We start from the raw sequence: 24,919 nt of genomic DNA on the forward strand, positions 1-24,919 counted from the left end.
CGGGGCCCTCGTCTGTGAGGCTGTGCCGATGACCACCACACCGCAATGGGAGCGACGGTCCGCCGAACTGTGGGCTGCCATCGACGACTTGTCAGTGCTCCATGGCATCGTGCCCCCATGACCGAGACGACCGAGCTCTCCCTCTTCGCCGACTACTTCCAGATCCACGTGTCCGATGCGGAGACGGACGGCGACCTGAGCGACGCGTGGACGGACCGGGCCGTCGCCGACCACCTCGCGGTGACGAGGGACGCTCTGGGCATCGGCACCGCCGTGAACGTCCATGTGTCCGTCACCCTGATCCTCCTCGGCCAGGAGCCCGTGGACGACAGCGCCGGCTTCGATCACGTCGTCGAAGCGAGCCTCGACGTGTCGTCGGGGCGGATGGCGGTGCTGGGGTGCACGGACTGCGTGACGGACGCGACGACGTTCGAGGTCACCCCGGGCTGGAACCGCGTCCGCGTGTCCCGCAGCAACGTGGCACGGGCCGCCGAGGCCGACGTCGACTCCGACAGCCACCCCGACACCACCGAGAAGGTCCGCATCCAGGTCTGGCCGGCCCCCGAAGCCCCGCCGGCGGTCATCAAGCGGTGGACGGGGGCGGTGACGCCGACCGGAGCCTGACCACGAGCGCGAAGACTCCCTCCTTCGAGGTGATGAGGGTGTCAGGACACCGCCGCTCGAATGCGGTCCAGCCCCTCCACGCCCATGCGCCGTCCGTCGGGGAACTGGTCCTCCCGGTCCCAGCGCCACGTCGTGATGATGGCCAGCACCAGCAGGCGGCAGGCGCGCAGAAGTTCCTCGTCGACGTCGGGGCAGTGCGCGCCGACGGCCTCGGGAGCGTGGGCGAGATCGAACGCTACGGGGCCGCGGCAGCAGGTCTCCAGGTCGATGAACAGCAGCCCGTGCCGCGTCGTCAGCAGGTTGCCCGGGTGCGGCTCGCCGTGCAGCAACTGCTCCTTTGCCGCCCCGGGTCCGCGGATGAACCGGCCCACGTCGCGCAGTGTGTCACCGAGCAACACCCGGTCCGCGTCGCTGAGTCCGGGTGTACGCTCGCGGTCCGCCACAAGGGTCCGGGCCTGCTGGATCCGCTCCGTGAAGTGCGGCGCCGGGACGTCGAGGGTGCGCATGCCGGCGTGCAGCCGGGCGAGCGCGTCGGCGTAGTCGGCCGGATTGACGTCCTGCGTGGTCACGGGCGGGTGGTAGGTCCACAGGGTGACGACGAAGCCGTCCCGTTCGTGGACGCGGGGCTCGACCCGTGGATCAGGAGCGGCCACGGGACACCCCGCCCCGACGAGCCGCTGAGCCAGCTCGAGCTCGAACTCCGCGACCTGCTGCCCCACCGGAGCCACACGGGCCAGGGCCTCGCACGGCCGCAGCCGCACGGCCAGCTTGTTCGAGTTGTGCAGCACCGTCGCGTCGTCGACCGGGAGCCCGAGGGAGGACGCGATGGACACGGCCGTCTCCACCGCACGCCGTACGTCCGCCGCCTGCATCGTCGAGGCCCCTTCTCCCGGTGAGTCGTGCCCGACCCTATAGGCCCGACGGTGCTCGGGGCGCCGCATTTTCCGGCGCCCCGGATGCGCGGTGAGACGGCGGGGCCGGCCGCCCCGCATACCGCGGAAGTTGCAGGAACAGGATTCCTACGCCCACGGTTTACGCCGACTTCAACCGCTGGGCGGACGTGACCGCCGCGCCGGGTCGCGTACCTTTCACGCCGGGGCGGCGTGGCGTCGGCGGGGGCCCACAGCAGCGCTGTCCCTCCGAAGACCCGCGACCTGCCGACTGCGCGGCGCCGGGGACCGGCGAGGAAGCCCGGCGGAGCGCCCCCTGGACGGCAGCCGAGGCGGTGGGGTCGCGAGCGGGGGGCGCGATCCCACCGCAGCCACCGTTGGCCCGGGAACCGCCGGGTGCGCTCGTATTCCCGCCACACCGCCCGTACGGGCGCCGCGCGCCTCGCCCGTACGATGGCCCTGGCGATCTTCGACAGACGCCGCACATCGGCATTACCGGGGGAGTACACGTACATGCGCAGGACCACCACCGTCATGGCGCTCGTCGCCGCAGCCGCGCTGCTGACCGCCTGCGGCGGCGGCAGCGACGCCGACGACGCGAAGCCGGCGGCATCCGGCAAGGACACCGCCGCGGCGCCGGAGCCGGCCGCGGGCGGCCAGGACGAGGCGGAGGGCACCGATGCCGCCGACGGCGCGGACGACGACGGGGCGGACAAGACGTACGAGGTCGTCCTCGAAGTGGGGGGCAGCGGCAGCAGCAGCGTCTACTACGTCCTCGGCACGAACGACATGGAGCAGGTCACCCTGCCGTGGAAGAAGTCGGACAGCATCGCGCTGACCGGCACCCAGCGCAAGGTGGGCACCATCGTGTCCGTCGTGCCGGGACCGGTGAAGCAGTCCAACGGCCAGTTGGCCGCCGCTCCGTGCTCGATCACCGTGGACGGCGAGAAGGTCGTGGAGGACCCGGGCGGCACCGGGGGCAAGCACATCTGTCAGTACACCCTGCACTGAGACAGCGGCACACTCCGGAACCGGCGACGGCGGCCGGCCTGCCGAGGAGGCGGGCCCCGAGGTGAGCCACGGCCGGCCGAGGAACCCTCGGCCGGCCGCGCACCCGCGGCAGGGCGGCTCGCCCGCACTATCGTGAGCGCATGACGGAGCCGCTGGACGTGCTGGTCGTCGGGGCAGGTCCGACCGGACTGGCCCTGGCCGCGCAACTGAGTGCCCTCGGGGCCGAGTTCCGGATCGTCGACCGTTCACCCGACCGGGTGCGGGAGTCGCGGGCCCTGGTGATCCAGCCCCGCACCCTGGAGGCACTGTCCGGACTCGGGGTGACCGAGGACCTCGTGGCCCTCGGCAACCCGGCCGTCCGCCTGCACCTGCACGCGCCGGGCCGCGTCGTGGCCCTCGACCTGTTCGACACCGGCCTGGACGACACGGCCCACCCGTTCCTGCTGTTCCTGTCGCAGGCGGAGACCGAGGGCGTCCTCTCCCGTCATCTGACCGAAGGGGACGTGACCGTCGAGCGCGGCACCGAGCTCCTCGGACTGGAGCGGACGGGCCCGTACGTCACCTGCGCCCTGCGCGATCGCGACGGTGCGCGGGAGAGCGTGACGGCGCGCTACGTGGTGGGCTGCGACGGCGCGCACAGCACCGTCCGCAGCCGGGTCGGCATCCCCTTCGAGGGGCACGCCTACCCGCAGACCTTCCTGCTCGCCGACCTCGACGCGGACGGGCTGGAACCGGACACCGTGCACACGTACATGGCGCAGGAGGGCATGGTCTTCTTCTTCCCGCTCGGGTCCCCCGCCGCCTGGCGCATGCTCGCGGTGCGACCGCCCGACCGCCCCGACACGGACGTGGACCTGCCCTTGCTCCAGCACGTCGCCGACCGCGCCACCGGCGAGCGGCTGGCCCTCCGGGACCCGGTGTGGGCGACCGCCTTCCACATCCACAACCGGGGCGCGGCCCGCTACCGTTCCGGCGCCTGCTTCCTCGCGGGGGACGCCGCGCACATCCACAGTCCGGCCGGTGGTCAGGGCATGAACACCGGCATCCAGGACGCCCTGAACCTGAGCTGGAAACTCGCCCTGGTCTGCCGGGGCGCGGCCCCCGCGAGCCTCCTGGACACCTACGAGGAAGAACGGGCCCCCGTCGGCCGCAGCGTGCGCCGCCTCACCGACCGCGCGTTCGGCGCCGCCACGAGCGGCAACCCCGTCGTCCGCGCTGCCCGCACCCGACTCGCCCCGAGACTCGCGCCGTTGGTGCTGCGCCCGCGGCCGGTCCGCGCGAGCCTCTTCCGCACGGTCGCCGAACTCGACATCCACTACCGGCGCAGCTCTCTCTCCGCGACCGGTCCCCGGCCGCCACGGGGCGGGCCGAGGGCCGGGGACCGGCTGCCCGACCTGCCGCACGGACTGCAGTCCCGCACGGCCGCGGCGGGCTGGCACCTGCTGCTCTGCGGCCCGCCGCACCTCTGGCCCGATGCACGGCTCGCCCCCGTCACCGACGAGCGCGCGGCCCCGCTCTTCGTCCACCGCCTCGGTGATCACGGCCCGTGGCGCGGCACCGCCCACGGCCTCGTCCGTCCCGACGGCCACCTGGGCTACGTCGCCCGGGGCGGCGACCTGGGCGGCCTGCGGTCCTACCTCGACCGGTGGCTGCCGACCGGACGATCCCGACCCGACCTGACCTGACCTGACCGGATCTGTTCTGATCTGATCCGAGACCGGTGGGCCGCCCGCCCGCCGCGCGGTCAGGGAGCGTGACGCAGGGCCCGCTCGACGAGGCTCCGGGGGGAGCAGGGGAGCAGGGGAGCAGGTGGGTGGTCGCCGGGGACGGCCGCTGCGGCGCAGCCGAGCACCCCGGCAGGCGATGCCGAGGAATCGCGGACGTGCGGCGAGGAGGCCGCTGGTCGCCTTCTCTCTCGTCCGTCGCACGGCGCGGCCGATGAGTTTGCCGCTCCGGACCGGTCCACACTCGTGACACCCTCGGAAAGGAGATCGCCATGTCTGAGCTTCTCGTCGACTTCATCACCTCCCTCGACGGTTACGCATCCGGAGAGGGGTGGCCCGGGTTCTGGGGGCTCGAAGGCCCGGAGTACCTCTCCTGGCTCGGTGAGCAGCCCGAGGTCACCTACCTGATGGGAGCGAAAACCTACCGGCTGATGTCGGGTTTCGCCGCGGGCGAGGTCCCGAGTGGCCAGGACGAGTTCCAGCCCGAAGAAGAAGCGTCCGTCGACGAACTCACGCAGGCCTCCAAGGTGGTGTTCTCCTCCTCGCTCGAAGAGCCGCTGACGTGGGCCAACTCCACCCTCGTCCGCGGCGAGGCCGTCGAGGCGGTCCGCGCCATGAAGGCCGATGGATCGGGGCTCCTCAGCACGATCGGCAGCCTCAGCCTGTGCCGCTCCCTGATGCGAGCCGGACTCGTCGACCGCTTCCGGGTGGTGATGTTCCCGGTGATCACCGGGGCCACGGGCGCGGAACGCATTTACGACGGCTATCCGGACGTCGCCCTCGACATGATCGGGCACCGCACCTTCGACGGCCGCACCCAGCTGGTCGAGTACCGGCCGCGCGTGCTCGAGCACCCGCCGCTCGGTGCCCCTGCCTGACGTCGCCCCGTCGGCCGGGCCGCCGACGCCGAGCGGAAGCTCACGACTCACTCAGGACCCGCTCACGACCCGCTCCGATGCTCTTGCGACCGAATCACGCCCCACTCATGCCAGGATCCCGGCGGAGCGCGCCGCGGCCAGCCAGTCGGGGAACTCCTCCAGCAGGTGGTCGTAGAGCCGGTGGTCCGGCACGGCGCGCGGTGTGCGGCCGGCGTGGAAGAAGCCCGCGTTGTCGACGATGCGGCGGGCCGGAACGGCGAGAGTGTCGAGTTTGCGGAGGAAGGAGAACTCGTTGTCGTCGGGGTCGCCGAAGCCGATGAACTGCCAGAACAGAGGCAGCCGGGCGGCCTTGCACAGGTAACGCTCGGCGGCGGCCCGGCTGGTGGGACCGCCGTCGGTCTGGAACACGACCAGAGCCGGCTGGTCGCTGCCGGAGTCCACGTAGTGGTCGATGACCGCGTCCATGGCCCAGTGATAGTTGGTCCGGCCCATGTGACCGAGATTCTCGTGCAGCTTGTTGATCCGGCCCCGGTGCCCGCCGAGCCTCAGGTCCGTACACCCGTCGACGTCGGTGGAGAAGAACACCACCGGGACCGTGCCGTCGTCGTCGAGGTGGGCCGACAGCGACAGCACCTGCTCGGCCAGGTGCTGCACCGTGCCGTCCCGGTAGTACGGCCGCATCGAGCCGGAGCGGTCCAGCACCAGGTACACGGCGGCCCGTACGGCCTCCAGCCCGTGGCTGCGCACACTGGCACCCGCGGTCTTGTACAGACTGACAAGGTCGGGCGCTCTCTCCTGCACCTTGGTCAGGCTGATGGCCGAGGTGCGTCCCTCACCGTTGTTCTCGATCACCCCACCATGGTGGGCCATACGGCGAAGTGGGCACAGGGGTGCTCCTGGGCACGGCGGCGCGGTCCGGCCGTCCGCGTCAGGCCGCCCTCCCGTCGCCGGCGGACACGAGCGGCGGACCCGTCCCTCGGCGGACTGAGCCCGGGGCCGGAGGCCGGGACCGGGAGCGGGACCGGGACCGGGCGCGGTTGCGGCACCGCCGTGTGATCCTCCGGTGCGGTCTTCCGGTGCGGTCTTCACGGCCGACTCGCGGTCGATGCACGGCCGAAGCGCGGCCGGTGACGGCGGTCGGCGGCTCGACGGTCGGCCCGCGGCCCGGCGACACGGGGTGCGGCGGCACCAGGGGCCCGTCAGTGCGGCGGTGGCTGCCCGTAACGGGCAGCGATGCCGAGGGCACGCGTGTGGAGGGCGGCACGGAGGGACGGAGGGCCGAGGGCCTCGGCGTCGGGAGCCAGACGCCACAGGACCCAATGGGCGTGCTCGGCGTCCTGGAAGGTGGCCTCCAGATGCAACCAGCCGTCCGGGTCCGGAGGCTGTTGGTCGGGGAAGCGGAAGCCGAGTGCGGCGTCGAGCACTTCGTCCTTGCGTTCCGCACTCACGCGGAGCAGCACGGTGAGGCGGTCGCCGTGCTCGACGAGGCTCGCCGAGCGTTCCCTCCACAGGCGGTCGAGGTCCACCTGGCCGGGACGGTCCGCGGGCCGGCTGAGTGCCTCGGCGGCCCGGATGCGGGAGAGGCGGTAGGTCCGGTCGGAGCCCGACCGGGTGGCCAGGAGGTAGCTGCGGCGGCCCGCGGTGACCAGGCCGATCGGGTCGACGGTGCGCCACGCCGCGTCCTGGCCGACGGCGGCGTAGTGGATGCGCACCTTCCGTCCGGCGAGGACCGCATGCCGGATCTCGCCCATGGCGGCGTCGGGTATCCGCTCGGTGTCGAGCCGGCGGGCGAGCAGGTCCGTGTCCGGGTCCAGGTGGAACCGCCGGGCCGCTGCGGACGTGCCGGCGCGGTGGGAGTCGGGGAGCGCGTCGAGCACCTTGCGCAGTCCGGAGGCGAGTGCCGGGCCGAGTCCGAAGACCTGTTGGCCGCGTGTGGACCCGGCCGCGAGGAGGGCGAGGGCTTCCTCGTGGGTGAGCCCGGTCAGTCCGCCGAGTTCCGTGCGGAAGTCGTTCAGGAGCGCGAACCCGCCGTGCCGCCCGCGCTCGGAGTACACCGGCACACCCGCCGAGGACAGGGCCTCGATGTCGCGGAGCACGGTGCGGGTGGACACCTCCAGTTCACGGGCGAGCGCAGGCGCCGTCATCCGGCCGTTCCGGCGCAGCAGCAGGACGAGTGAGATCAGCCGGTCGGCGCGCATCCGAGAACCGTAGCGAATACATGACCGAGGGTGTCGTGATACGCGGGCAGGCTGGTCCACATCACGCGGGGGGCGGCCGTGCCGACTCCATGGGCGTGGAACATCACGTGTGGAAAAGGGAGTTGGTAGATCGATGGAGCGTTCGACGGTGAACCCGTGGCCGTGGTCGGTACCCCTCGGATACAGCCAGGGGGAACTCGTTTCGGGGCACACCCGAACCCTGTACTGCTCCGGTCAGGGTGCGATGGGCGACGACGGCACACCACGTCACGCGTACGACATGGCGGGGCAGTTGACGCTGGCCCTCGACAACCTGGAAGCCGTGCTGACCCAGGGAGGCATGTCACTCTCGGGGCTGGTCAGGCTGAACGTGTACACCACCGACGTGGACCGGCTCTTCGAGCACTACGGAGTCCTGGCCGCCCGCCTGGGAGCCGCCCGGGTGGCACCGACCACCACGATGCTCGGGGTGACTCGACTGGCCCTGCCCGAGTTGATGGTGGAACTCGAGGGGACCGCGGTCCCCTGATCCCACGCAGTCACCGATCGGTGCGGCACCGCTGAGAGACCCGGGGCGGAACGGACCCGCGCCACGGAGGTGTCGGAGGGGCCGGGGAGGGGGCGCGGTCCCCGGCCCCGCCGCCCGCCCGTGTCCGGCACGAGCAGCGGGGGTTTCCGGTGCCGTCCTCCCGTGCGGGCGGGGGAGGCGACAATAGAGCTCGCGGCGGCATCCATGGTCCACTACCGTCGGTGCGGCCGTGGCCTGCGACGAGGGCCATGGCGCTTGCCGGCCACCCGTACGGTGGCACCTCTGGACGAAAGCGGTGGGACTGTGGCGTGTCGTATCAGTGAACTGGTGTTGGGCTGCCGCGATCCCGAGGCGCTGGCACGGTTCTGGTGCGAGGTCCTGGACTTCGTCGTGCTCGACCGCGAGGGCGACGAGATGCTGGAGATCGGGCCGCGTGAGGGCTTCGGCGGCGCGCAGCCCACGATCATCCTCAGCCGCCGGGACGAGCCGGAGCCCGGCAAGTTGCGTCTCCACATCGACGTCAACCCCACCGACCGTGACCAGGACGCGGAGCTGGAGCGCCTGCTGGCGATCGGCGCGCGTCCGGCCGAGATCGGTCAGACGGGGGACGAGCAGTGGCACGTCCTGGCCGACCCCGAGGGCAACGAGTTCTGCCTGCTGAAGGCGCGCCTGAAGCCGCTGTGACCGCTCGGCCGACTGCTGGACCGCGACCGCCTGGTCGCAAACGCCGGGTTGCGACTGCCAGGTTGTGACTGCCCCGGCCGCCGGAGGGACACCGGCGGCCGGGGCAGTGCCGTCGCTGCGCGCGTCACGGCCTCGGCAGCGCGCCCCGGTGCTCACGGACCGCGATGCGCGCCAGCTTGGTGAGCATCATGCCGTTGCGGACGGAGGCGACGTAGTCCACCGGCAGCCCGTGCATGCGCGTCCCCGGTCCCCGGAGCGGGTGCCACTCCAGCAGGAACAGGGTGTTCTCACCCCACGGGACGAGCTGCATCGCGATGCGCGCCGCCCCGAAGGGTTCCGCCCGGGCTTCCAGTTCCAGACGCCGGTGCGGTTCGCAGATCCGTACGGTGCAGATGTCGTCCAGGGTGAGCGGTCCGGCGCCGACGCGGACGCGGAGTTGCGCACCCACCTGGGGCCAGTGCGCGTCGGCGCCGAGGATGCGCTGGGTGCCGGTCACCCACTCGTGGTACCGGTGACCGTCGGCCAGCAGGTCCCAGACCGTGGACGGCGGACTGAGGATCAGGCGGCGGTTGCGGGCCATGGTCACCAGGCTTCTCGGTCGGTGCGGGCTGACCGTTCTCCCGGACACGACGGTGAGCGGCCGGGCCGCTTCGGGGCCCGTACCCAGGCTGGCTCGCACGCCGGTGACCTGCCCACACCTGGGCGTCCATACGGGCGGCGGCGGGGGAACGAGGCCCAGCGCGCGGCCCGGCGGGGGTAGAGGCGAGCGCCGCTATTCGGTCCGCGTCGGCGAGTCGGCTTCCGGGTCGGGGGACCCGTTCTCGCCGAGCCAGCGGGCCAGCTTGCCGCGCCGGCCGATCGCCCGCAGGCGGCGCTCCGTGGCGTCCCGGGTGTCGGGGGTGGTGATGAGCAGCAGTTCGTCCCCCTCCCGCAGCACGGTCTCCCGGTCCGGGACGAGGGTCGCGTCGTCGCGCACGATGAGGGTGACGACGGTCGGGGGAGGCAGCCGCAGCTCGAAGACGGCCACCCCGTGCAGCCGGGAGCCCTCCGGAATGCCGACGGTGAGCAGGTCGGCGTCCAGGACGTCGAGGGGCGCGGTCTCGACCTGGATCTCGCGCAGCGCACCGGTACGGACCAGACGCAGCCGCCGGGCCACCGCGGGCAGGGTGGGGCCCTGGATGAGGGTGAACAGGATGACCAGCAGGAACACGATGTTGAGGACGTCGCGTGCCCCGTCGATCCCGGCGACGATGGGGAACGTGGTGAGCACGATGGGCACCGCCCCCCGCAGGCCCGCCCAGGAGATGAAGGTCTGCTCCCGCCAGGGGACGGGGAAGGGCAGCAGGCAGAGCACCACGGAGACCGGGCGGGCGACGAACAGCAGCACCGAACCGACCACGAGCGCCGGCACGACCGCGGACGGCAGTTCGCTGGGGTCGACCAGCAGGCCGAGCATGACGAACAGGCCGATCTGTGCCAGCCAGCCGGTGCCCTCGGCGAAGGAACGGGTGGCGGCCCGGTGGGGCAGCTGGGCGTTGCCCAGCACCAGGCCGGACAGGTACGCGGCGATGATCCCGCTGGCACCGACCGTCCCCGCCGCGGCGAACGCGATGATCCCGAACCCGACCGTGGCCAGGGGGTACAGCCCCGTCGCCGGCAGGGCGATGTGCCGCAGGGCGGCCACGCCGAGCCGGCCGATCAGCACGCCGAGCAGCCCGCCGGCGGTGAGCTGGTAGATCAGGTCGAGGACGAGCAGCCAGGGGTTGGCCGGGTCGGTGCCCACGGTGGAGAAGACGAGCACCAGGATGATGGTCGGGGCGTCGTTGAAGCCGGACTCGGACTCGACCAGCCCGGTCAGTTTCTGCGGCAGGGGCAGGGAGCGCAGCACCGCGAACACGGCGGCGGCGTCGGTGGAGGAGACGATCGCCGCGAGCAGCAGCGCCAGCCGCCACTCCATGCCGAGCAGCCAGTGGGCCCCGGCCGCGGTGACGACGACCGAGATGCCCACCCCGACGGTGGCGAGCACACCGGCCGGCGCCAGCTGACGCCGGACGTCCTCCCACCGGGTGCTCAGACCGCCCTCGATGAGGATCAGCCCCAGGGCCGCGGTCCCCAGTGCCTGGGCCATCTGGGCGTTGTCGAAATCCAGGCCGATCCCGTCCTCCCCGGCGATCACACCGACCGCGAGGAAGAGCAGCAGGCTGGGCAGGCCGATGCGGTGCGCCGTGTGGGCCGCGGCGATGCTGGCCAGCAGGACGACACCGCCAATCAGGAGGGCGAGGTACAGCTCGGGCAGCGTCATCCGGGGTTCCTCGCGCAGTCACCCGCAGGGAAGCCGCCCTCGCGCCCGGGGAGCCTGCGCCGACGCCCCTCGCCGCGCGTGCCCGGCGGCCGTGGTGCGCCCTGGTCCACCGCAGGGTTCCTGGCCCGCCTCGGTGGGCGCCCGCCGGACCCCAGCCGTACCGACCACCCGCACGGCGGCGGATGCGGCGGGCACGGCTGGTACGGCGGATGCGGCGCATACGGCTGGTACGGCGGATGCGGCGCACAGGGCGACCGCGGGGTGTGACGGGACCGCGGGATGTTCCGCGGGGTGTGCGACCGGCAGGCCTCGGGTGCGCGTGGTGCGTCGCGCGAGGCCGAGGCGTCGTACGCGTGCCGCTCCGCTCCCGGGGGCACGCCTTCCAGAGTGCCCCGGCATCCGACCCCCTTCCTGGCACGGGAACATCTGCCGTCGTCGGGGGCGTGGTGCCCCCGGCGGTTGCGGCCGTCGTATCGGCTGCGACGGTCGTGGCTGTCGCTGCTGTCGCTGCTGTCGCTGCTGTCGTCGTGGACGTCGTGGTCGTCGTGCTCGGCGGTGGCGGCCATCTGCTCTCCTCGGGCGGTGGGACAACGATCACACCCCGGGCGAAGTAGCCTAGAACACGCATAACCGGCTGCGACAGCGACGTGACGTGGACGAACGCCGTGCGTGAGAGACCGTCGCCGTCCGGAAGTGGCCCCGGTGGCCGGGTTCGTCGGGGGCGTCGCCAGCGCCCGGCCCCGGCCCCGGCAGTGGTGTTCAGGTCCACCGGACCGGTGGCGGGGGTACGCCGGACGCGGGGGATCCACGGGTGCGATGATGACCGGTGACAGGGCGACGGCGGTCCGAGGAAGCCGGTGCGAATCCGGCGCGGTCCCGCCACTGTGATCGGTGAGCGCGTCCCCAACAGGCCACTGCCCCACGGCGGGTGGGAAGGCGGGGACACCAGCTACGACCCGAGAGCCAGGAGACTCACGTCGTCGCCACCTCGCACGGAAACCGGGGCGGATCTCCCCGGAGGAGGGGTGGTTCGGCGTGCTCGTTTCCAGGGAGGACGACGATGCCGGGCGGGAACAGGCGCCGCCGGTCAGGGGCGATGAGGTTTCGTGCCGGATCGTCGTGTGCCGGGATTGCTGCTGCGGCACGGTGAAGGTGACCGGTGACCACGCGGCCCAGACCGCGCGTCTGCGTGCCGGGGCCCCCGTACGGGTGTCCGCCTGCCTCGACGTGTGCGACCAGGCCAACGTCGTCGTCGTGCAGCCCTCCTCCGCCGGACGGGCTGCCGGGGCCCGCCCGGTGTGGCTGGGGCTGGTCAACGACCCGGCCGCGACCGAGGACATCGCGGACTGGGTGCGCGCCGGCGGCCCCGGGGTGGCCCCGATGCCGGACATCCTGGACCTGTACACCTTCACCCCGCCGCGCCGCCGGGCACCCGGGCCACCCCGTCAGCGGTGACGGAGACCCGACAGGGGACGATCGAGCGCGGCGGACGCGTCCCGGCCGCCGCGCCCCCCCGTGGGGGCGTCGCCGCGGACGGTCGTGTGCGCGCGGACTCCCGTCCGTGATCGGGGAACCCGGGCCGCCCGCCCGCCCCCACCCACTGCTGCCGACCACGACTGCCGCGTGCCGACCGCCGAGCGCCCCGGCCGAGTCACCTACGTGGTCCGCCCCGAAGTCTCTATGGGCGGCCGGACCACTCCGCGTCGGCTCACAACTCCCGTATGTGGTGGCAACACCCATGGCGATCCGGCCCTCGGCTTGCCGAGCCGACGGCATGCAGTGCCTGCGGGCCTGGTAGGCAGCCACATGCGGTCCGGATGGAAGGTGTTGTAGGCGCCCATACCGGTGGGCTTCGGAGCGTCCCTAGAGTCGCGTCCGTCGATGACGGAGCCGCGGCGCGCGGGTCTTCGGACCCCCGCCGCCCGGCTGTTCGGGGGCCTACCGCGCCCCTGACGGAAAGGGACCGTATGGGGCTGGACAAGGCGGTCGACAGCGTGGACGAGGCCGTGGCCGACATCCACCGGGGCGCGTCGCTGGCGGTGGGCGGCTTCGGGCTGTGCGGCATACCGAGCGCGCTGCTCGCCGCACTGCTGGAACGGGACGTGGGCGGCTTGAGGGTCGTCTCCAACAACTGCGGGGTGGACGACTGGGGGCTCGGGCTGCTGCTGCGGGCCGGCCGGATCGCCCGTATGACCAGTTCCTACGTGGGCGAGAACAAGGAGTTCGCCCGTCAGTACCTCAGCGGGGAACTCGAAGTGGAACTGGTCCCCCAGGGGACACTGGCGGAACGCCTGCGGGCCGGCGGGGCGGGTGTCCCGGCGTTCTACACGCCCGCCGGCGCCGGCACCCAGGTGGGTCAGGGCGGACTGCCCTGGCGGTACGGTCCGGACGGCGGGGTGGCGGTCGCGTCGCCCGCCAAGGAGACGCGCGTCTTCGACGGCCGGGAGTACCTGCTGGAGGAGGGCATCACCACCGACTTCGCCCTGGTCCGGGCGAGTGCCGGCGACCGTCACGGCAACCTGGTGTTCCACTCCTCGGCCCGCAACTTCAACCCGCTGGCCGCGATGGCGGGCCGTGTGACCATCGCCGAGGTCGAGCACCTGGTGGAGCCGGGCGAACTGGACCCGGACGCGGTGCACCTGCCGGGGATCTTCGTCCAACGGGTGGTCCGGGTCTCGCCCGACGACCCCACCGCCGTCCGGCGGATCGAACGGCGCTGCGTGCGCAGCGGCCAGGAAGGCGGTGCCTGACATGGCGCTCACCCGCGAGCAGATGGCGGCCCGGGCCGCCCGGGAACTGGCCGACGGCACGTACGTGAACCTCGGCATCGGGCTGCCCACGCTCATCCCCAACCACCTGCCGCCCGGCGTGGAGGTGGTCCTGCAGTCCGAGAACGGCATCCTCGGCGTCGGTCCCTACCCGCACGAGGACGAACTCGACGCGGACCTGATCAACGCGGGCAAGGAGACGGTCACGGTCCTGCCCGGGGCCTCCTTCTTCGACTCCGCGCTGTCCTTCGGCATGATCCGCGGCGGGCACATCGACGCCGCCGTACTCGGCGCCATGCAGGTGTCCTCCCGCGGAGACCTGGCGAACTGGATGATCCCGGGCAAGATGGTCAAGGGCATGGGCGGCGCCATGGACCTGGTGCACGGCGCGCGCCGCGTCATCGTGCTCATGGAGCACACCGCGAAGGACGGCAGCCCCAAGCTGGTCGACGCGTGCGACCTCCCCCTCACCGGAACCGGCGTCGTGCAGTGCGTCATCACCGATCTGGCGGTCGTCGACGTCACCCCGGACGGCTTCGTCCTGGCCGAACTCGCCCCCGGTGTCGGGGTCGAGGAGGTGCGCGCCGCCACCGGCGCCGACCTGATCGTCCCCGCCGGACCGGGGACGCCGGCCGGGGTCTGATTAGCAGACGGCGTCCGGCGGCACAACCCGTCCGGGTCAACACCGGCGCCGACGGGCTGTGGGGCCTCCTCCCATACCGTTGCGCGTTGAACGACCCCTACGGTGCCGACACCGGGCCGCTCCTGACCTGTCCACGCCCAGGAGCGGCCCGGTGTCCTTCTGCACCGAGGAGCCGCCATGCGCACACCCTTCCGGGGGCCGGACGCCCCGCCGTTCCGTGCCCCGACACCGCCCGCCGCAGGCCCGGCGCCGCGACCGGCACGCCGTACGTGGCGGGGACTGCTGTCCCGTCTCGTGGCCGTCGTCGCCCTGGCCCTCGCGGCCTCCCTGACCGGCCCGGCGCCCACCGCGCACGCCGCCGTCGGCCTGACCCAGGTCACCGGCTTCGGCAGCAACCCGGGCCGGCTGAACATGTACGTCTACCGGCCCGACTCCCTGCCCGCCGACCCGCCGGTCGTGTTCGCCCTGCACGGCTGCAGCCAGAGCGCCCAGCTGTACGCAGACAACTCCGGCCTGCCCGAGATCGCCGACCGGCACGGCTTCCTGGTGGTGTTCGCCGAGACCACCGGTGCCAACAACCTCAGCAAGTGCTTCAACTTCTTCGAACCCGACGACAACCGCCGGGGTCGGGGCGAAGCCGCGTCGATCCGGCAGATGGCCTCCCACGCCGTCTCCGCCTACGGTGCCGACCCCGACCGGACCTACATCACCGGCCTGTCCGCCGGTGGCGGCATGACGTCGGTGATGCTGGCGGCCTACCCGGACGTCTTCCGTGCGGGCGCGGTCGTCGCGGGTCTGCCCCACGGCTGCGCCGACGACGTCATGGCGGCCTACACCTGCATGAACCCCGGCGTCGACCGCACTCCCGCGCAGTGGGCCCAGAAGGTGCGTGACGCCCACCCGTCGTGGTCCGGCCCGTGGCCCCGTGTGGCCGTCTGGCACGGCGACCGGGACACCACGGTCGTCCCGCGCAACGCCGAGGAACTGCGCGACCAGTGGACGGCGCTCCACGGCCTCTCCCAGACACCGACCCGCACGTCGGTCATCGGCCCCGACGACACGCGGCACGACGAGTACGTGGCGGGGGACGGAACGGTGGCCGTCGAGGTCAACCGCGTCCCGGGCATGGGCCATGCCACGCCGGTCGATCCGGGCACCGGGCCGGAGCAGTGCGGCAGCACCGGCACCGTCAACTTCGAGAAGTCGATCTGCTCCAGCCACTGGATCGCCCGGTTCTTCGGCCTGGACGGCTCCGGCCCCGACCCCGAGCGGCTGCCCGCCCCGACCGGCCTGGCGACGACCGGCGTCACCGACACGACCATCGCACTGGCCTGGAACGCGGTCGACACCGCCACCGACTACACCGTCTACCGCGACGGCGCGCCGATCACCACGGTGGACACCACGTCCTACACCGACACCGGCCTCGCCCCCGGCTCCTTGCACACCTACGCCGTCGCCGCCCGCGACGCCGACGGCAGGGCGGGAGACCGTTCCACCCTCCTCACCGCGCGGACCACCGGGGCGAAGGCCATCTGCTGGACGGCCACCAACTACGCCCACGTCCAGGCGGGCCGCGCCACGACCTCCGGCGGCCACACCTACGCCAAGGGCTCCCTGGAGAACATGGGCCTGTACAACATCTTCGTGACCCGCACCCTGAAGGAGTCACCCGTCGGCCACTTCACCGTCGCCGACGGCAACTGCCCCTGATTCCCCACGTGTCACGGCCGCACGGCCGGTGCGATGCCCCGGGGCCGTGACCGACTCCACGGTCCACGGGGTGCGCGCCCGGCCCACCCGCCCCGCTCGGCCCGCCCGACACCACCTGTCGGCCACCGCAGCGCTCGCCGGCGGGCGGCCCGGCCCATCCCCTCTCACTCACCCCACCCCTTCTCGCGGTGGCCCGGGCAGAACGCCCGGGCCACTCACGCGCGGCCACCGCGCGGACCGCGGACGCCGGCCGGCTTCCGCGGGCCGTGCGGTGGCCGTCGGCCCGGCGGGTCGGGCCGGCGGATGAGGAACAGGCCCGCCGGCGGAGTGTCCGGCCGCGCCCGTCCGCCCCGCACCCGCCTCGCGCGCAGTATGGACCGCGGGCCGGGAAGGACGGGCCCACCGCCCGACGCATCCGGACCCCGACTCCTGGGCATCCGGTGAAAGGGAGAGGGACCGGGAGGTGCCAGTGGCACGTGATGAGGACGTGGGCCTGGACGAGGTGCTCTGGGCGGCGGAGGACGCCGCGCCGGTGGAGTCCGTGGACGTGGTGGCACAGAACCTGGAGAAGCGGTTCTCGGCGACCCAGGTGTCGTTCTGGCTCGTCGACATGCTCGGGCGGGAGGCCGTACGGCTGCCCCGGGCCGGCACGGCCGATCAGGCGCGGGGCGCGTCCGAGCGGCTGCAGCTGACCGGAAGCGTCTACGACGAGGTGCTGCGCTCGCAACGCCTGCACCACGAGCGCATCGGCGGGGAGCAATGGCGGCTGGTCGCGCCGGTGACCAACCGGGGCGACTGCGTCGGAGTCCTGGAGATGGTGGTCCCGTACGCGGACCGGGCGGTCCGGGAGGCGGTGGCACGGACCGCGCACGCGCTGGCCTACGTCGTGGTGACGGACCGCCGCTTCACCGACCTCTACCACTGGGGCCGCCGCACCAGCCCGGTGAGCCTCGCCGCGGAGATCCAGCACCAGTTGCTTCCCACGGCCCCCTGCTGCGAGGGAGCCCAGTTCACCCTGGCCGGCGGACTCGTTCCCGCCGACGACATCGGCGGCGACACCTACGACTACGCCCTCGACCAGGACGTCCTGCATCTGTCGGTCACCGACGCGATGGGACACGACACGGCCTCCGCGCTGCTGGCCACCCTCACCGTCAACGCCCTGCGCGGAGCCCGCCGCGCAGGACGCTGCATCCTCGACCAGGCGTACACCGCCCACCGGGCGATCACCGACCACGGGGTCGGCATGACCACGGGGCAACTGATGCGGGTGAAGCTGCAGACCGGGGAGTGCGAACTCGTCAACGCCGGGCACCCCTGGCCCCTGCGCCTGCGCGACGGACGCGTGGAGGAGCAGACCCTCAAGGTCAACCTGCCGTTCGGTGCGCCCGTCCCCGTCACCTACGAGGTGCAGCACTTCCGTCTGCGGCCGGGCGACCGGACCGTGCTGGTCACCGACGGCATGCGCGACCGCGCCGCCTCCGCCGTCGACCTGCCCGCCCTGATCCACGACACCCGGAACGAGCACCCCCGTGAAGTGGTCCGGACCCTGACCAGGGCGGTCCACGACGCCTGCGGAGGGTCACTGCCCGACGACGCCACCGTGCTGGTGCTGGACTGGCACGGCAGCGCATCGGGGCAGCGCCGCACGCGGTACGGCTCCAACGCGGACGTCAGGTGACCGGCGGCGGCAAATGGTCGCGGTCAGGCAGGCGTGCGCCGGTCGCACCCGGGTAGTCGTCGGACGTCGGGAAGGGCTGCGACACCTGGGGAGGTCGAAGCAGCCCTTCCCCCCTTGCTTCATCGGGGCCCAGGCAGCCGGGGAGCGGCACTCGCCGTGAACCGGGTGGACAAGGCCGTCCACGCCCTCGGGCAAGACGGTCCACACCAGCGGGCAAGGTCGTCCACGCCATCGGGCAGGACCGTCCACGTCATCGGGTGAGTCCGTCCACGCCTTCGCGACGGCCGTCATCGCCGGCGCGCTCGCCGTCCGGGGCGGGCCGGGTCCGGACGGCTCCACGCCGCCCCACCTCGCAACGTCCGTCGGCCGCACGGGAGATGGACTCCGTGGCCGACTCGCCGAAAGGCCGCTCCGGGCATCCGGCGGGTGCGGCCGGGCGAGGGTGACGAGTTGCCGCGGCGTCCCCCGGCGGACCGTGCCGCATGCGAGGATGTGCTGCGTGACCGGACCGTCTTCGCCGCCCGTTGCCGAGGCCACGTCTCGCCCCTCCGGTCCGGGGCCCGGAGCCGCCACCGCACTCGTGTTCGGCTCGTCGGCCGCGGTGCTGGTGGTCGAGGTCGTCTCCCTGCGACTCCTCGCCCCCTATCTCGGCCTCACCCTCGAAACCAGCACGATGGTGATCGGCATCGCCCTCACCGCCATCGCCCTCGGCTCCTGGCTGGGCGGCCGGATCGCGGACCGGCTCGACCCGGCGCGACTGCTGTCCCCGGCACTGGGACTGTCCGGGGCGGTCGTCGCGCTCACCCCGGCCGTGCTGCGGACCACGGCCGAAGGGGCACCGCCGTTGCTGTTCCTCGTGGCGGCGCTGACCATCCTCGTCCCGGGCGCGCTGCTGTCCGCCGTGACGCCGATCGTGACGAAGATGCGCCTGACCAGCCTCGCCGAGACCGGCACGGTCGTCGGCCGCCTCTCCGGGGCCGGCACCGTCGGGGCCATCTTCGGCACCGTCGTCACGGGATTCGTCCTCGTGTCGCGGCTCCCGGTCAGCACCATTCTCGTCGGCCTCGGAACCGCACTCGTGGCGGGCTCGGCCCTGGTCGAGTGGCGCACCCGCGGCTGGCGCGGTAGGCCCGCCCTGGCACTCGTGGTCGTCGCCGGAGGACTCGCCACGTCGGTCGCACCCGGCGGGTGCGACGCGGAGACCAGGTACCACTGTGTGCGGGTCGTCACCGACCCCGGCCGGGACAGCGGCCGTACCCTCCTCCTCGACGGGATCCGGCACTCCTACGTCGACCTCGACGACCCGACCGTCCTGAAGTACACCTACGTGCGGGCCATCGCCGCGGTGACCGACGCCGCCTTCCCCGAGAAGGAGCCCCTCGAGGCGCATCACCTGGGCGGCGGCGGGCTCACCCTTCCCCGCTACCTCGCGGCCACCCGGCCCGGGACACGCAGCCTCGTCTCGGAGATCGACAGCGGTGTCGTGCGGATCGACCGCGAGCACCTCGGTCTCGCCCCGCGATCCGGCATCGACGTGCGGACCGAGGACGGCAGACTGGGGCTGAGGCGGCTGGACACCGACAGCCGTGACCTCGTGATCGGCGACGCCTTCGGAGGCGTCAGCGTCCCCTGGCACCTGACCACGACGGAGGCGATGGCCGACGTACGGCGGGTGCTCGACGCCGACGGCCTCTACGTCGCCAACCTCATCGACCACGGTGACCTGGCCTTCGCGCGCGCCGAGGCGGCGACGCTCGACGCCACCTTCGAGCACGTCGTCCTCCTGGGCGAGCCCGCCGACATCGGCCTCGCCCCGGACACCGAACCGGACGGCGGCAATCTGGTCCTGGTCGCCTCCGACCGGGAGGTGGACCTGCGGGAGGTCCAGAAGGGGCTGGACGCCCGGGAGACCGGATGGCGGACCGTCACCGGCGACGACCTCACCGCCTGGATCGGCGACGCCCCGCTGCTCACCGACGACCACGCGCCCGTCGACCAGCTCCTCCAGCCGTACGGGGACCGGAACGGCCGCTGGCGGAACCGGGCAGGCACCCCGCGCCCAGCCGCACTCCCCACCACCGTCACGCATACGCCCGCGCTGGTCACCACTCCACCGTGCGGTGAGGCCGGAGGCCCCCAGGTCGGCGCGCCCGACTGCACGGACCGGCCCGCCCGGTCCCCTCGCCGTCACATTCCGTGACAATTCGCGCGCGTCCCGGACGTACGGCGCACTCCGAGTCACCATCGTGACCTTCTCGATGGAGTGGGCCGCGCAATCAGGGGCACCAGCGGTGGGTGAGCAACTGCGCTTCGGAAGTGAGGCGGGTCCGTGGACTCTGCAGCCCAGAACGCGGACCGAGGTCCGGCCGTCGTCGGCCCCACCGCTGTCTCCCGGCTGTTCGAGGGGTCCGCAACGATCGCCGAGGCCCGGGACATGGCCCGTGACTTCCTGGACTCCGTCCGGGGCGCGGGCGGCCCGACGCTGTCGGCCGAAGCCGTGGGCATGGTGCAGTTGGTGGTGAGCGAGCTGGTCACCAACGCCCGCAAGCACGCGCCCGGCCCCTGTCTGCTGGACCTGGCGCTGCGGGACACGACCGTGCAGGTCGGCGTGTGGGACAGCAGCAGCACGCTCCCGCTGGTGCGGGGGCGGGACCCGAGCCGGATCGGGCAGCACGGGCTGGAACTCGTGAAGGCCGTCTGCCGGAGCCTGTACGCCCGCCGGGAGGGGACGGGCAAGCGGGTCACCGCGTTCATCGACCTCGCCGAAGGCCCCGCCGTACCCGGCGCGGACCCGGAGACGTCGTGACGCACCGTGACGGGCGCCGTCCCTCGGCCCGGCGCGCCACCCCCGCCCGGGGGGGGGGGGGTGTACGCCGCCTGCGCCGAGGACGTCCACCGAGGGTGCCGCGGAAGGGCTGAGCCGGACCACTAAACTGCTCGGACGTCCCGTAGACCCGCAGACCCGCAGACCCGCAGACCCGCAGACCCGCGCCGACCGCCAGGAGTGTCCCGTGCCGTCCTGCTCCGCCTCGTGAGCCCGGAACTCCCCATGGCGACCAACCGAACGGCCAAGAGCGTGGCCACCCGGCAGCGATTCGTCGACGAGGCGCTGCGCCTGTTCAAGGAACAGGGCTACGAGCGCACCTCCATGGCCCAGATCGCGACCGCGGCCGGCAGCAGCCGGGCCAACCTGTACCTGTACTTCAACAGCAAGTCGCAGATCATCCGGGCCCGCATGGCCGAGATCGAGACCGAAGTGGCCGAGCTCTACGCCGTCCTGGACGGCATGCCCGAGCACACGCCCGCCGCCCTGCGGCAGTGGCTGGCCACCGCGCGGGAGATGTGGATGCGCTATGCCACGGAGTTCGAGGCCGTCAACCAGGCCATGGCCATCGATCCGGACGTGCTCGAGGAATGGCTGGGCCTGATCCGGCGGGTCACGTCCGCCCACGCGTCGCTCCACCTGCCCGGTGCGACCCCCGAGGAGCGGGGGGAGCGCGAGGTGCACATGACGACGCTGATGATGAGCCTGGAGCGGAACTTCTACTTCCTGTACATCCGGGGCCACAAGGAACAGGAAGAACTCATCCTCACCTCCCTGGCCCGGCAGTGGGCCCGGATGTTCGACGCAGAGGACTGACCGCGAGCTGACCGCGGGCCGGCCGGTCCCCCCGGCCGGTCCCCCCGGCCGGTCCCCGTCCGGGGCACCCGGCGGAGGGGTGCCCCGGCGGAAGACGGGGGAGAGGCGGACCGGGCCCGCGGCGCGGCGTGTCAGCCGCCCAGCACCAGGCGCGGGCAGTCGCCCGCTGCGCGGGACACGCAGATCAGCATGGTCCGGCCCGCCTCCTGCTCCGACGGGGTGAGGATCGAGTCACGGTGGTCGGCCCGGCCGGAGACGATGGGCGTCTCGCACGTACCGCACGTCCCGGTCTTGCACGACGACACCACGGAGAGGCCCGCCCGCTCCGCCGCCTCCAGGATCGACTCGTCCGCGCCCACCTCGACGACCCGGCCCGACTCGGCGAACTCCACCTCGAACGGGGTGTCGGGGACCGTCCGCACCACGGGCTTCGGGGCGAACCGCTCCAGCCGCAGGGAGTTCTTCGGCCAGTGGGCGGTGTTCTCCTCCACGGCCCGCAGCAGCGGCTCCGGACCGCACGCGTAGACGAGCGTCCCCTCGCGCACCTCACCGAGCAGTCCCGGCAGGTCGATCAGCCCGTGCTCGTCCTGCGGGACGAGGGTGACCCGCCCGCCGTGGGCGGCCAGCTCGTCGCGGAAGGCCATCGACGCCTGCGTGCGCCCGCCGTAGACGAGGTCCCACTCGGCGCCGGCCCGCTCCGCCTCCCGGATCATCGGCAGGATCGGGGTGATGCCGATGCCGCCCGCGATGAACAGGTAACGGGGCGAGGGCAGGAGCCGGAAGTTGTTGCGCGGCCAGGACACCGTGACCCGCGCCCCGACCGTCAGCGCGTCGTGCACCGCGGCCGAACCTCCCCGGCCGTCCGGCTCCCGCAGCACGCCGATGCGGTACGACGTGCGGTCCTCCGGGTCGGACGACAGCGAGTACTGGCGCACCCACGGTTCCCCGTCCGGACCGGGCACGTGCACGTCGACATGGGCCCCGGCCCTCCACTGCGGCAGCTCCCCGCCGTCCGGGTGGCTCAGGTCCAGCGCCACCACCCCGTCCGACGCCTCGACCCGCCCGGTCACCTCCAGGTTGAGGGTGCGCAGGGTCCGCGTCCGCGAACGCTCGACGTCCGCGACGTCCCAGTGCACCTGGAGCGAGCGCCGCACCGGCAGCAGCGCCATGCGCAGGAAGTCCAGCTCGTCCCCGTCGTCCGGGCGCAGCGACGGCAGCCGCTCGAACAGCACCCGCAGCCCCGTCGCGCCCTGCACCCGGGCCAGCGGGTTGCCCAGGCAGGTGTGCCGGCCCGCGGTGAAGGCCAGGTGATCGGTGGGGTCCGGACGGTGGATGTCGAACTCGAAGGGCCGGTCGACGTGAGCGGGATCGGTGTTGGCGGAGGCCAGCGCGACCCACACCATGTCACCGGCGGAGATCCGCACGCCGGACAGCTCCACGTCCCGCGTCACCCGGCGGGAGGTGAACGTCGAGGACGGACGCCGGCGCAGCGTCTCCTCGAACACCCGCGGCCACAGCTCCGGTTCGGCGAGCGCGTCCTGGAGCGCCTGCGGGTTCTGCGACAGGAAGATCACCGCGTTGGTCATGGCCTGCGCGGTGGTGTCCGTGCCCGCCGCGGCGAACTCCGAGACGTGCAGGGCGATCTGCGGCGTCGGCAGCGCGTACGAGCCGTCCTTCGTCCGCGCGGACGCCATCACCGAGATGATGTCGTCGGCGGTCGACTCGCGCCGCTCCTCCACGATGTCCCGCAGCTTCAGGTTGGCCGCCACGAAACGGTCCCACACCTGCGACCGCGCCGGCTCCGGCAGCGGCTCGTGCGCGGAGGACAGCACCGCGAACAGATCGTCGCGCAACTGCCGCAGCATCGCCTCGTGTTCGTAGCCCAGCCCCAGCAGCGCCATGATGGTCTGCGTGGTCAGCTCCAGCGAGTACTCCTCGAGCAGGTTCGCCGAGCCGTTGTTCTCGAACCGGTCGACGATGCGGTGCGCCCGGGCCTCGATCTCGGGCTGCAGCCGGTCCATGCGCTCCTTGACGAAGCCGAGCTGCGCCACGGACCGCGTCTCGGTGTGCCCGGGCGGATCCTGACCGACGATCATCTTCGACACGAGGTCCGGGGGATAGATCTCCCGGTGCCGAGCCGGCACGTCCGCGGCCGAGTTGGAGGCCGAGGAGTAGGTCTGCCAGTCCGACAGGACGGTGAGACAGTCCTCCCGCCGCGTGACGATCCACGCGTTCAGGTGCGGGTACCAGAACACCGGCGAGGTGTCCCGGACCGCCGCCAGGTGTCCGGCCGGGTCGCGGTAGTAGTCGTCCCCCATCGCGTCGAAGCCGTGGGCGACGGGACAGCGGCCCGTCGGACGGGCCTCTTCCTGCATGGACGTCATGGCCTGGTCCTTTCGCGGTCAGACGCTGGTGGCCGCGGACGCGGCGATCGAGGACAGCTTCTGGAAGCGGGCGACGTTGTCCCCCTCGTCCATCACCCCGGAGGACAGGAAGCAGAAGGACATGCCCGAGACGGGGTCCACCCACAGCAGGGACGAACCGGCGCCGTAGGAACCGAAGGTGCGCGGCGAGACGAACGGGCCGAAGAACCGGGCGTGCGTCCCGGTGCCGGCGAGGGCCATGCCCAGGCCCATGTTGCCCGGCGGCAGGTCCCACTTGCGGGCGGCGGCGACCATCCCGTACAGGTCGTTGATCTGGTCGCCGGTCTGGTTGGTGGTGGCGAAGTCCAGCACCGGCTCGCCGATGAGCTGCTCCCCGGACGCGGTGCGCCCCTTGTTCCGCAGCATCTCCGTGAACGCGAAGACGTCCTCGATGGTGGACACCGCGCCGACCCACGGCATCTCCGCGTCCTCGCGGTCGATGACGTCGTTGAGGCACTCGATGTCCTCGGGCTTGAGCCAGGAGTCGTTGGCGACGATGACCTTCAGCGGAACGCCCCTCTCACGCCATTCGGCGGGCATCCCGAACCTGGTGTGGTCCATCCCGACCGGGCCGAAGACCTTCTCCCGCATCAGGTCGCGGAACGAGTCGGCTCCGTAGGCGCGCCGGGCCATCTCGCCCATCAGCGCGTGGTTGATGGCGGCCGAGTAGTTCAGATCGGTGCCCGGCTCGTGCACGACGTCGACGCCGGCGAGGGCCTCGATGACGTCGGCGAGTACGGCGAACCCCTCGGGACCCAGGCCCGGGTTGGGCGTCGCGGGCATCCCGGCCCGGTGCGTGAGCAGGTGGGCGAGGTTGATCCGGTCCTTGCGGGCGGCACGGAACGGCTCGGCGCCGAAGAACTCGGGGATGAGGTCCACGACGCGGGTCGACAGCATCAGCCGGCCCTCGCTGAGGGCCCGGAAGACCAGGGCGTTGGTGAAGCCCTTGGACATGGACAGGATGCGGTAGACGTCGTCGCGCCGGGTCGGGCGGCCGGTCCCGATGTCGGCCAGGCCGTAGGTGCCGCGCAGGGCGATCCGGCCGTGCCGGGCGACGATGACGTTGGCCCCGTGGTAGGCGCCGCCCGCGATGTCCGCGCGGATCGTGGCGTCCAGGACCTCGAGGAAGCGGCGCTCGACGCCGGGGGTGTCGGTGAGGGCGACCGTGTGCTCCGGTGCCGTGGTGTGCTGCACGGGATGTTCTCCGTCCG

Annotated in this window: 22 protein-coding genes and 1 riboswitch; of the genes, 15 read left to right on the plus strand and 7 right to left on the minus strand. The window is 72.7% G+C overall.

Annotated features, from left to right (window positions below; translation table 11 throughout):
* Positions 1 to 117: 117 nt before the first annotated feature.
* Entirely contained in the window at positions 118 to 624 is a 507-nt protein-coding gene (locus ACSU53_RS29780) for a hypothetical protein (RefSeq protein WP_437032787.1), read from the plus strand.
* A 41-nt stretch (positions 625 to 665) separates the two neighbouring features.
* Here the strand turns inward: ACSU53_RS29780 and ACSU53_RS29785 are convergent, their stop codons facing one another.
* Entirely contained in the window at positions 666 to 1,496 is an 831-nt protein-coding gene (locus tag ACSU53_RS29785; protein WP_437032788.1) for a phosphotransferase enzyme family protein, read from the minus strand.
* Between the two features lie 531 nt (positions 1,497 to 2,027).
* Between ACSU53_RS29785 and ACSU53_RS29790 the strand changes: the two genes are divergently transcribed.
* The 3 genes from ACSU53_RS29790 to ACSU53_RS29800 all read left to right on the plus strand — a co-directional run bounded on the left by ACSU53_RS29790 (position 2,028) and on the right by ACSU53_RS29800 (position 5,127).
* Positions 2,028 to 2,525 (plus strand): hypothetical protein, encoded by a 498-nt coding sequence (locus ACSU53_RS29790; protein WP_437032790.1) that lies wholly within the window; start codon positions 2,028 to 2,030, stop codon positions 2,523 to 2,525.
* A 140-nt stretch (positions 2,526 to 2,665) separates the two neighbouring features.
* Positions 2,666 to 4,210 (plus strand): FAD-dependent monooxygenase, encoded by a 1,545-nt coding sequence (locus tag ACSU53_RS29795; RefSeq protein WP_437032792.1) that lies wholly within the window; start codon positions 2,666 to 2,668, stop codon positions 4,208 to 4,210.
* Between the two features lie 311 nt (positions 4,211 to 4,521).
* Positions 4,522 to 5,127 (plus strand): dihydrofolate reductase family protein, encoded by a 606-nt coding sequence (locus ACSU53_RS29800; protein WP_437032794.1) that lies wholly within the window; start codon positions 4,522 to 4,524, stop codon positions 5,125 to 5,127.
* 105 nt (positions 5,128 to 5,232) lie between these two features.
* Here the strand turns inward: ACSU53_RS29800 and ACSU53_RS29805 are convergent, their stop codons facing one another.
* Both ACSU53_RS29805 and ACSU53_RS29810 read right to left on the minus strand, forming a co-directional pair.
* Positions 5,233 to 5,997 (minus strand): vWA domain-containing protein, encoded by a 765-nt coding sequence (locus ACSU53_RS29805; RefSeq protein WP_437032797.1) that lies wholly within the window; start codon positions 5,995 to 5,997, stop codon positions 5,233 to 5,235.
* 329 nt (positions 5,998 to 6,326) lie between these two features.
* The gene (locus ACSU53_RS29810) at positions 6,327 to 7,325 is read right to left on the minus strand and encodes a helix-turn-helix transcriptional regulator (protein WP_437032799.1); all 999 of its coding nucleotides are present in this window, start codon (positions 7,323 to 7,325) and stop codon (positions 6,327 to 6,329) included.
* Between the two features lie 133 nt (positions 7,326 to 7,458).
* On the opposite strand from ACSU53_RS29810, the gene ACSU53_RS29815 reads away from it, so the two are divergent.
* Complete coding sequence (locus ACSU53_RS29815) at positions 7,459 to 7,854, plus strand: RidA family protein (RefSeq protein WP_437032801.1); 396 nt, start codon at positions 7,459 to 7,461, stop codon at positions 7,852 to 7,854.
* Positions 7,855 to 8,157: 303 nt separating this feature from the next.
* Complete coding sequence (locus ACSU53_RS29820) at positions 8,158 to 8,538, plus strand: VOC family protein (protein ID WP_362100240.1); 381 nt, start codon at positions 8,158 to 8,160, stop codon at positions 8,536 to 8,538.
* 124 nt (positions 8,539 to 8,662) lie between these two features.
* On the opposite strand, the gene ACSU53_RS29825 is transcribed toward ACSU53_RS29820, so the two are convergent.
* Both ACSU53_RS29825 and ACSU53_RS29830 read right to left on the minus strand, forming a co-directional pair.
* A complete protein-coding gene (locus ACSU53_RS29825) occupies positions 8,663 to 9,118 on the minus strand; it encodes an SRPBCC family protein (RefSeq protein ID WP_437032804.1) in 456 nt (151 codons plus the stop codon).
* Between the two features lie 192 nt (positions 9,119 to 9,310).
* Positions 9,311 to 10,840: a potassium/proton antiporter gene (locus tag ACSU53_RS29830; RefSeq protein ID WP_437032806.1), complete on the minus strand. Its 1,530-nt coding sequence runs from the start codon at positions 10,838 to 10,840 to the stop codon at positions 9,311 to 9,313.
* Between the two features lie 488 nt (positions 10,841 to 11,328).
* Here ACSU53_RS29830 and ACSU53_RS29835 point away from each other — a divergent pair, with 488 nt between their 5' ends.
* From ACSU53_RS29835 to ACSU53_RS29875, 9 genes are all read left to right on the plus strand, one after another.
* The gene (locus ACSU53_RS29835; protein ID WP_437032808.1) at positions 11,329 to 11,454 is read left to right on the plus strand and encodes a hypothetical protein; all 126 of its coding nucleotides are present in this window, start codon (positions 11,329 to 11,331) and stop codon (positions 11,452 to 11,454) included.
* A 233-nt stretch (positions 11,455 to 11,687) separates the two neighbouring features.
* Positions 11,688 to 11,814, plus strand: a riboswitch (cobalamin riboswitch).
* Between the two features lie 139 nt (positions 11,815 to 11,953).
* Positions 11,954 to 12,295, plus strand: coding sequence for a hypothetical protein (locus tag ACSU53_RS29840; protein ID WP_437033489.1), 342 nt, complete (start codon positions 11,954 to 11,956; stop codon positions 12,293 to 12,295).
* 512 nt (positions 12,296 to 12,807) lie between these two features.
* Complete coding sequence (locus ACSU53_RS29845; RefSeq protein ID WP_437032810.1) at positions 12,808 to 13,590, plus strand: CoA transferase subunit A; 783 nt, start codon at positions 12,808 to 12,810, stop codon at positions 13,588 to 13,590.
* Between the two features lies 1 nt (position 13,591).
* Positions 13,592 to 14,251, plus strand: a complete 660-nt coding sequence (locus tag ACSU53_RS29850; protein ID WP_437032812.1) for a CoA transferase subunit B — start codon at positions 13,592 to 13,594, stop codon at positions 14,249 to 14,251.
* A gap of 177 nt (positions 14,252 to 14,428) precedes the next feature.
* A complete protein-coding gene (locus ACSU53_RS29855) occupies positions 14,429 to 15,964 on the plus strand; it encodes an extracellular catalytic domain type 1 short-chain-length polyhydroxyalkanoate depolymerase (protein ID WP_437032814.1) in 1,536 nt (511 codons plus the stop codon).
* Positions 15,965 to 16,433: 469 nt separating this feature from the next.
* Positions 16,434 to 17,645, plus strand: coding sequence for a PP2C family protein-serine/threonine phosphatase (locus ACSU53_RS29860; protein ID WP_437032816.1), 1,212 nt, complete (start codon positions 16,434 to 16,436; stop codon positions 17,643 to 17,645).
* A gap of 499 nt (positions 17,646 to 18,144) precedes the next feature.
* The gene (locus ACSU53_RS29865) at positions 18,145 to 19,845 is read left to right on the plus strand and encodes a fused MFS/spermidine synthase (RefSeq protein WP_437032818.1); all 1,701 of its coding nucleotides are present in this window, start codon (positions 18,145 to 18,147) and stop codon (positions 19,843 to 19,845) included.
* 129 nt (positions 19,846 to 19,974) lie between these two features.
* A complete protein-coding gene (locus tag ACSU53_RS29870) occupies positions 19,975 to 20,451 on the plus strand; it encodes an ATP-binding protein (protein WP_437032819.1) in 477 nt (158 codons plus the stop codon).
* A 243-nt stretch (positions 20,452 to 20,694) separates the two neighbouring features.
* The gene (locus ACSU53_RS29875) at positions 20,695 to 21,285 is read left to right on the plus strand and encodes a TetR/AcrR family transcriptional regulator (RefSeq protein WP_437032821.1); all 591 of its coding nucleotides are present in this window, start codon (positions 20,695 to 20,697) and stop codon (positions 21,283 to 21,285) included.
* Between the two features lie 131 nt (positions 21,286 to 21,416).
* Here ACSU53_RS29875 and ACSU53_RS29880 read toward each other — a convergent pair whose 3' ends face one another.
* Positions 21,417 to 23,669, minus strand: coding sequence for a cytochrome P450 (locus ACSU53_RS29880; protein WP_437032823.1), 2,253 nt, complete (start codon positions 23,667 to 23,669; stop codon positions 21,417 to 21,419).
* Positions 23,670 to 23,687: 18 nt separating this feature from the next.
* The gene (locus ACSU53_RS29885) at positions 23,688 to 24,902 is read right to left on the minus strand and encodes a serine hydrolase domain-containing protein (protein ID WP_437032825.1); all 1,215 of its coding nucleotides are present in this window, start codon (positions 24,900 to 24,902) and stop codon (positions 23,688 to 23,690) included.
* Positions 24,903 to 24,919 lie beyond the last annotated feature (17 nt).

Origin of the sequence: Streptomyces sp. enrichment culture (assembly GCF_964273255.1) — a bacterium.
In the GTDB taxonomy this organism is placed as follows: Bacteria; Actinomycetota; Actinomycetes; order Streptomycetales; family Streptomycetaceae; genus Streptomyces.

Bases quoted from the DNA above. Each gene is read 5' to 3' on its own strand.
- ACSU53_RS29875 (WP_437032821.1), top strand. From the start codon at position 20,695: ATGGCGACCAACCGAACGGCCAAGAGCGTGGCCACCCGGCAGCGATTC.
- ACSU53_RS29850 (WP_437032812.1), top strand. From the start codon at position 13,592: ATGGCGCTCACCCGCGAGCAGATGGCGGCCCGGGCCGCCCGGGAACTG.
- ACSU53_RS29780 (WP_437032787.1), top strand. From the start codon at position 118: ATGACCGAGACGACCGAGCTCTCCCTCTTCGCCGACTACTTCCAGATC.
- ACSU53_RS29880 (WP_437032823.1), bottom strand. From the start codon at position 23,669: ATGACGTCCATGCAGGAAGAGGCCCGTCCGACGGGCCGCTGTCCCGTC.
- ACSU53_RS29830 (WP_437032806.1), bottom strand. From the start codon at position 10,840: ATGACGCTGCCCGAGCTGTACCTCGCCCTCCTGATTGGCGGTGTCGTC.
- ACSU53_RS29810 (WP_437032799.1), bottom strand. From the start codon at position 7,325: ATGCGCGCCGACCGGCTGATCTCACTCGTCCTGCTGCTGCGCCGGAAC.
- ACSU53_RS29795 (WP_437032792.1), top strand. From the start codon at position 2,666: ATGACGGAGCCGCTGGACGTGCTGGTCGTCGGGGCAGGTCCGACCGGA.
- ACSU53_RS29785 (WP_437032788.1), bottom strand. From the start codon at position 1,496: ATGCAGGCGGCGGACGTACGGCGTGCGGTGGAGACGGCCGTGTCCATC.
- ACSU53_RS29805 (WP_437032797.1), bottom strand. From the start codon at position 5,997: ATGGCCCACCATGGTGGGGTGATCGAGAACAACGGTGAGGGACGCACC.
- ACSU53_RS29855 (WP_437032814.1), top strand. From the start codon at position 14,429: ATGCGCACACCCTTCCGGGGGCCGGACGCCCCGCCGTTCCGTGCCCCG.
- ACSU53_RS29845 (WP_437032810.1), top strand. From the start codon at position 12,808: ATGGGGCTGGACAAGGCGGTCGACAGCGTGGACGAGGCCGTGGCCGAC.
- ACSU53_RS29800 (WP_437032794.1), top strand. From the start codon at position 4,522: ATGTCTGAGCTTCTCGTCGACTTCATCACCTCCCTCGACGGTTACGCA.
- ACSU53_RS29815 (WP_437032801.1), top strand. From the start codon at position 7,459: ATGGAGCGTTCGACGGTGAACCCGTGGCCGTGGTCGGTACCCCTCGGA.
- ACSU53_RS29825 (WP_437032804.1), bottom strand. From the start codon at position 9,118: ATGGCCCGCAACCGCCGCCTGATCCTCAGTCCGCCGTCCACGGTCTGG.
- ACSU53_RS29790 (WP_437032790.1), top strand. From the start codon at position 2,028: ATGCGCAGGACCACCACCGTCATGGCGCTCGTCGCCGCAGCCGCGCTG.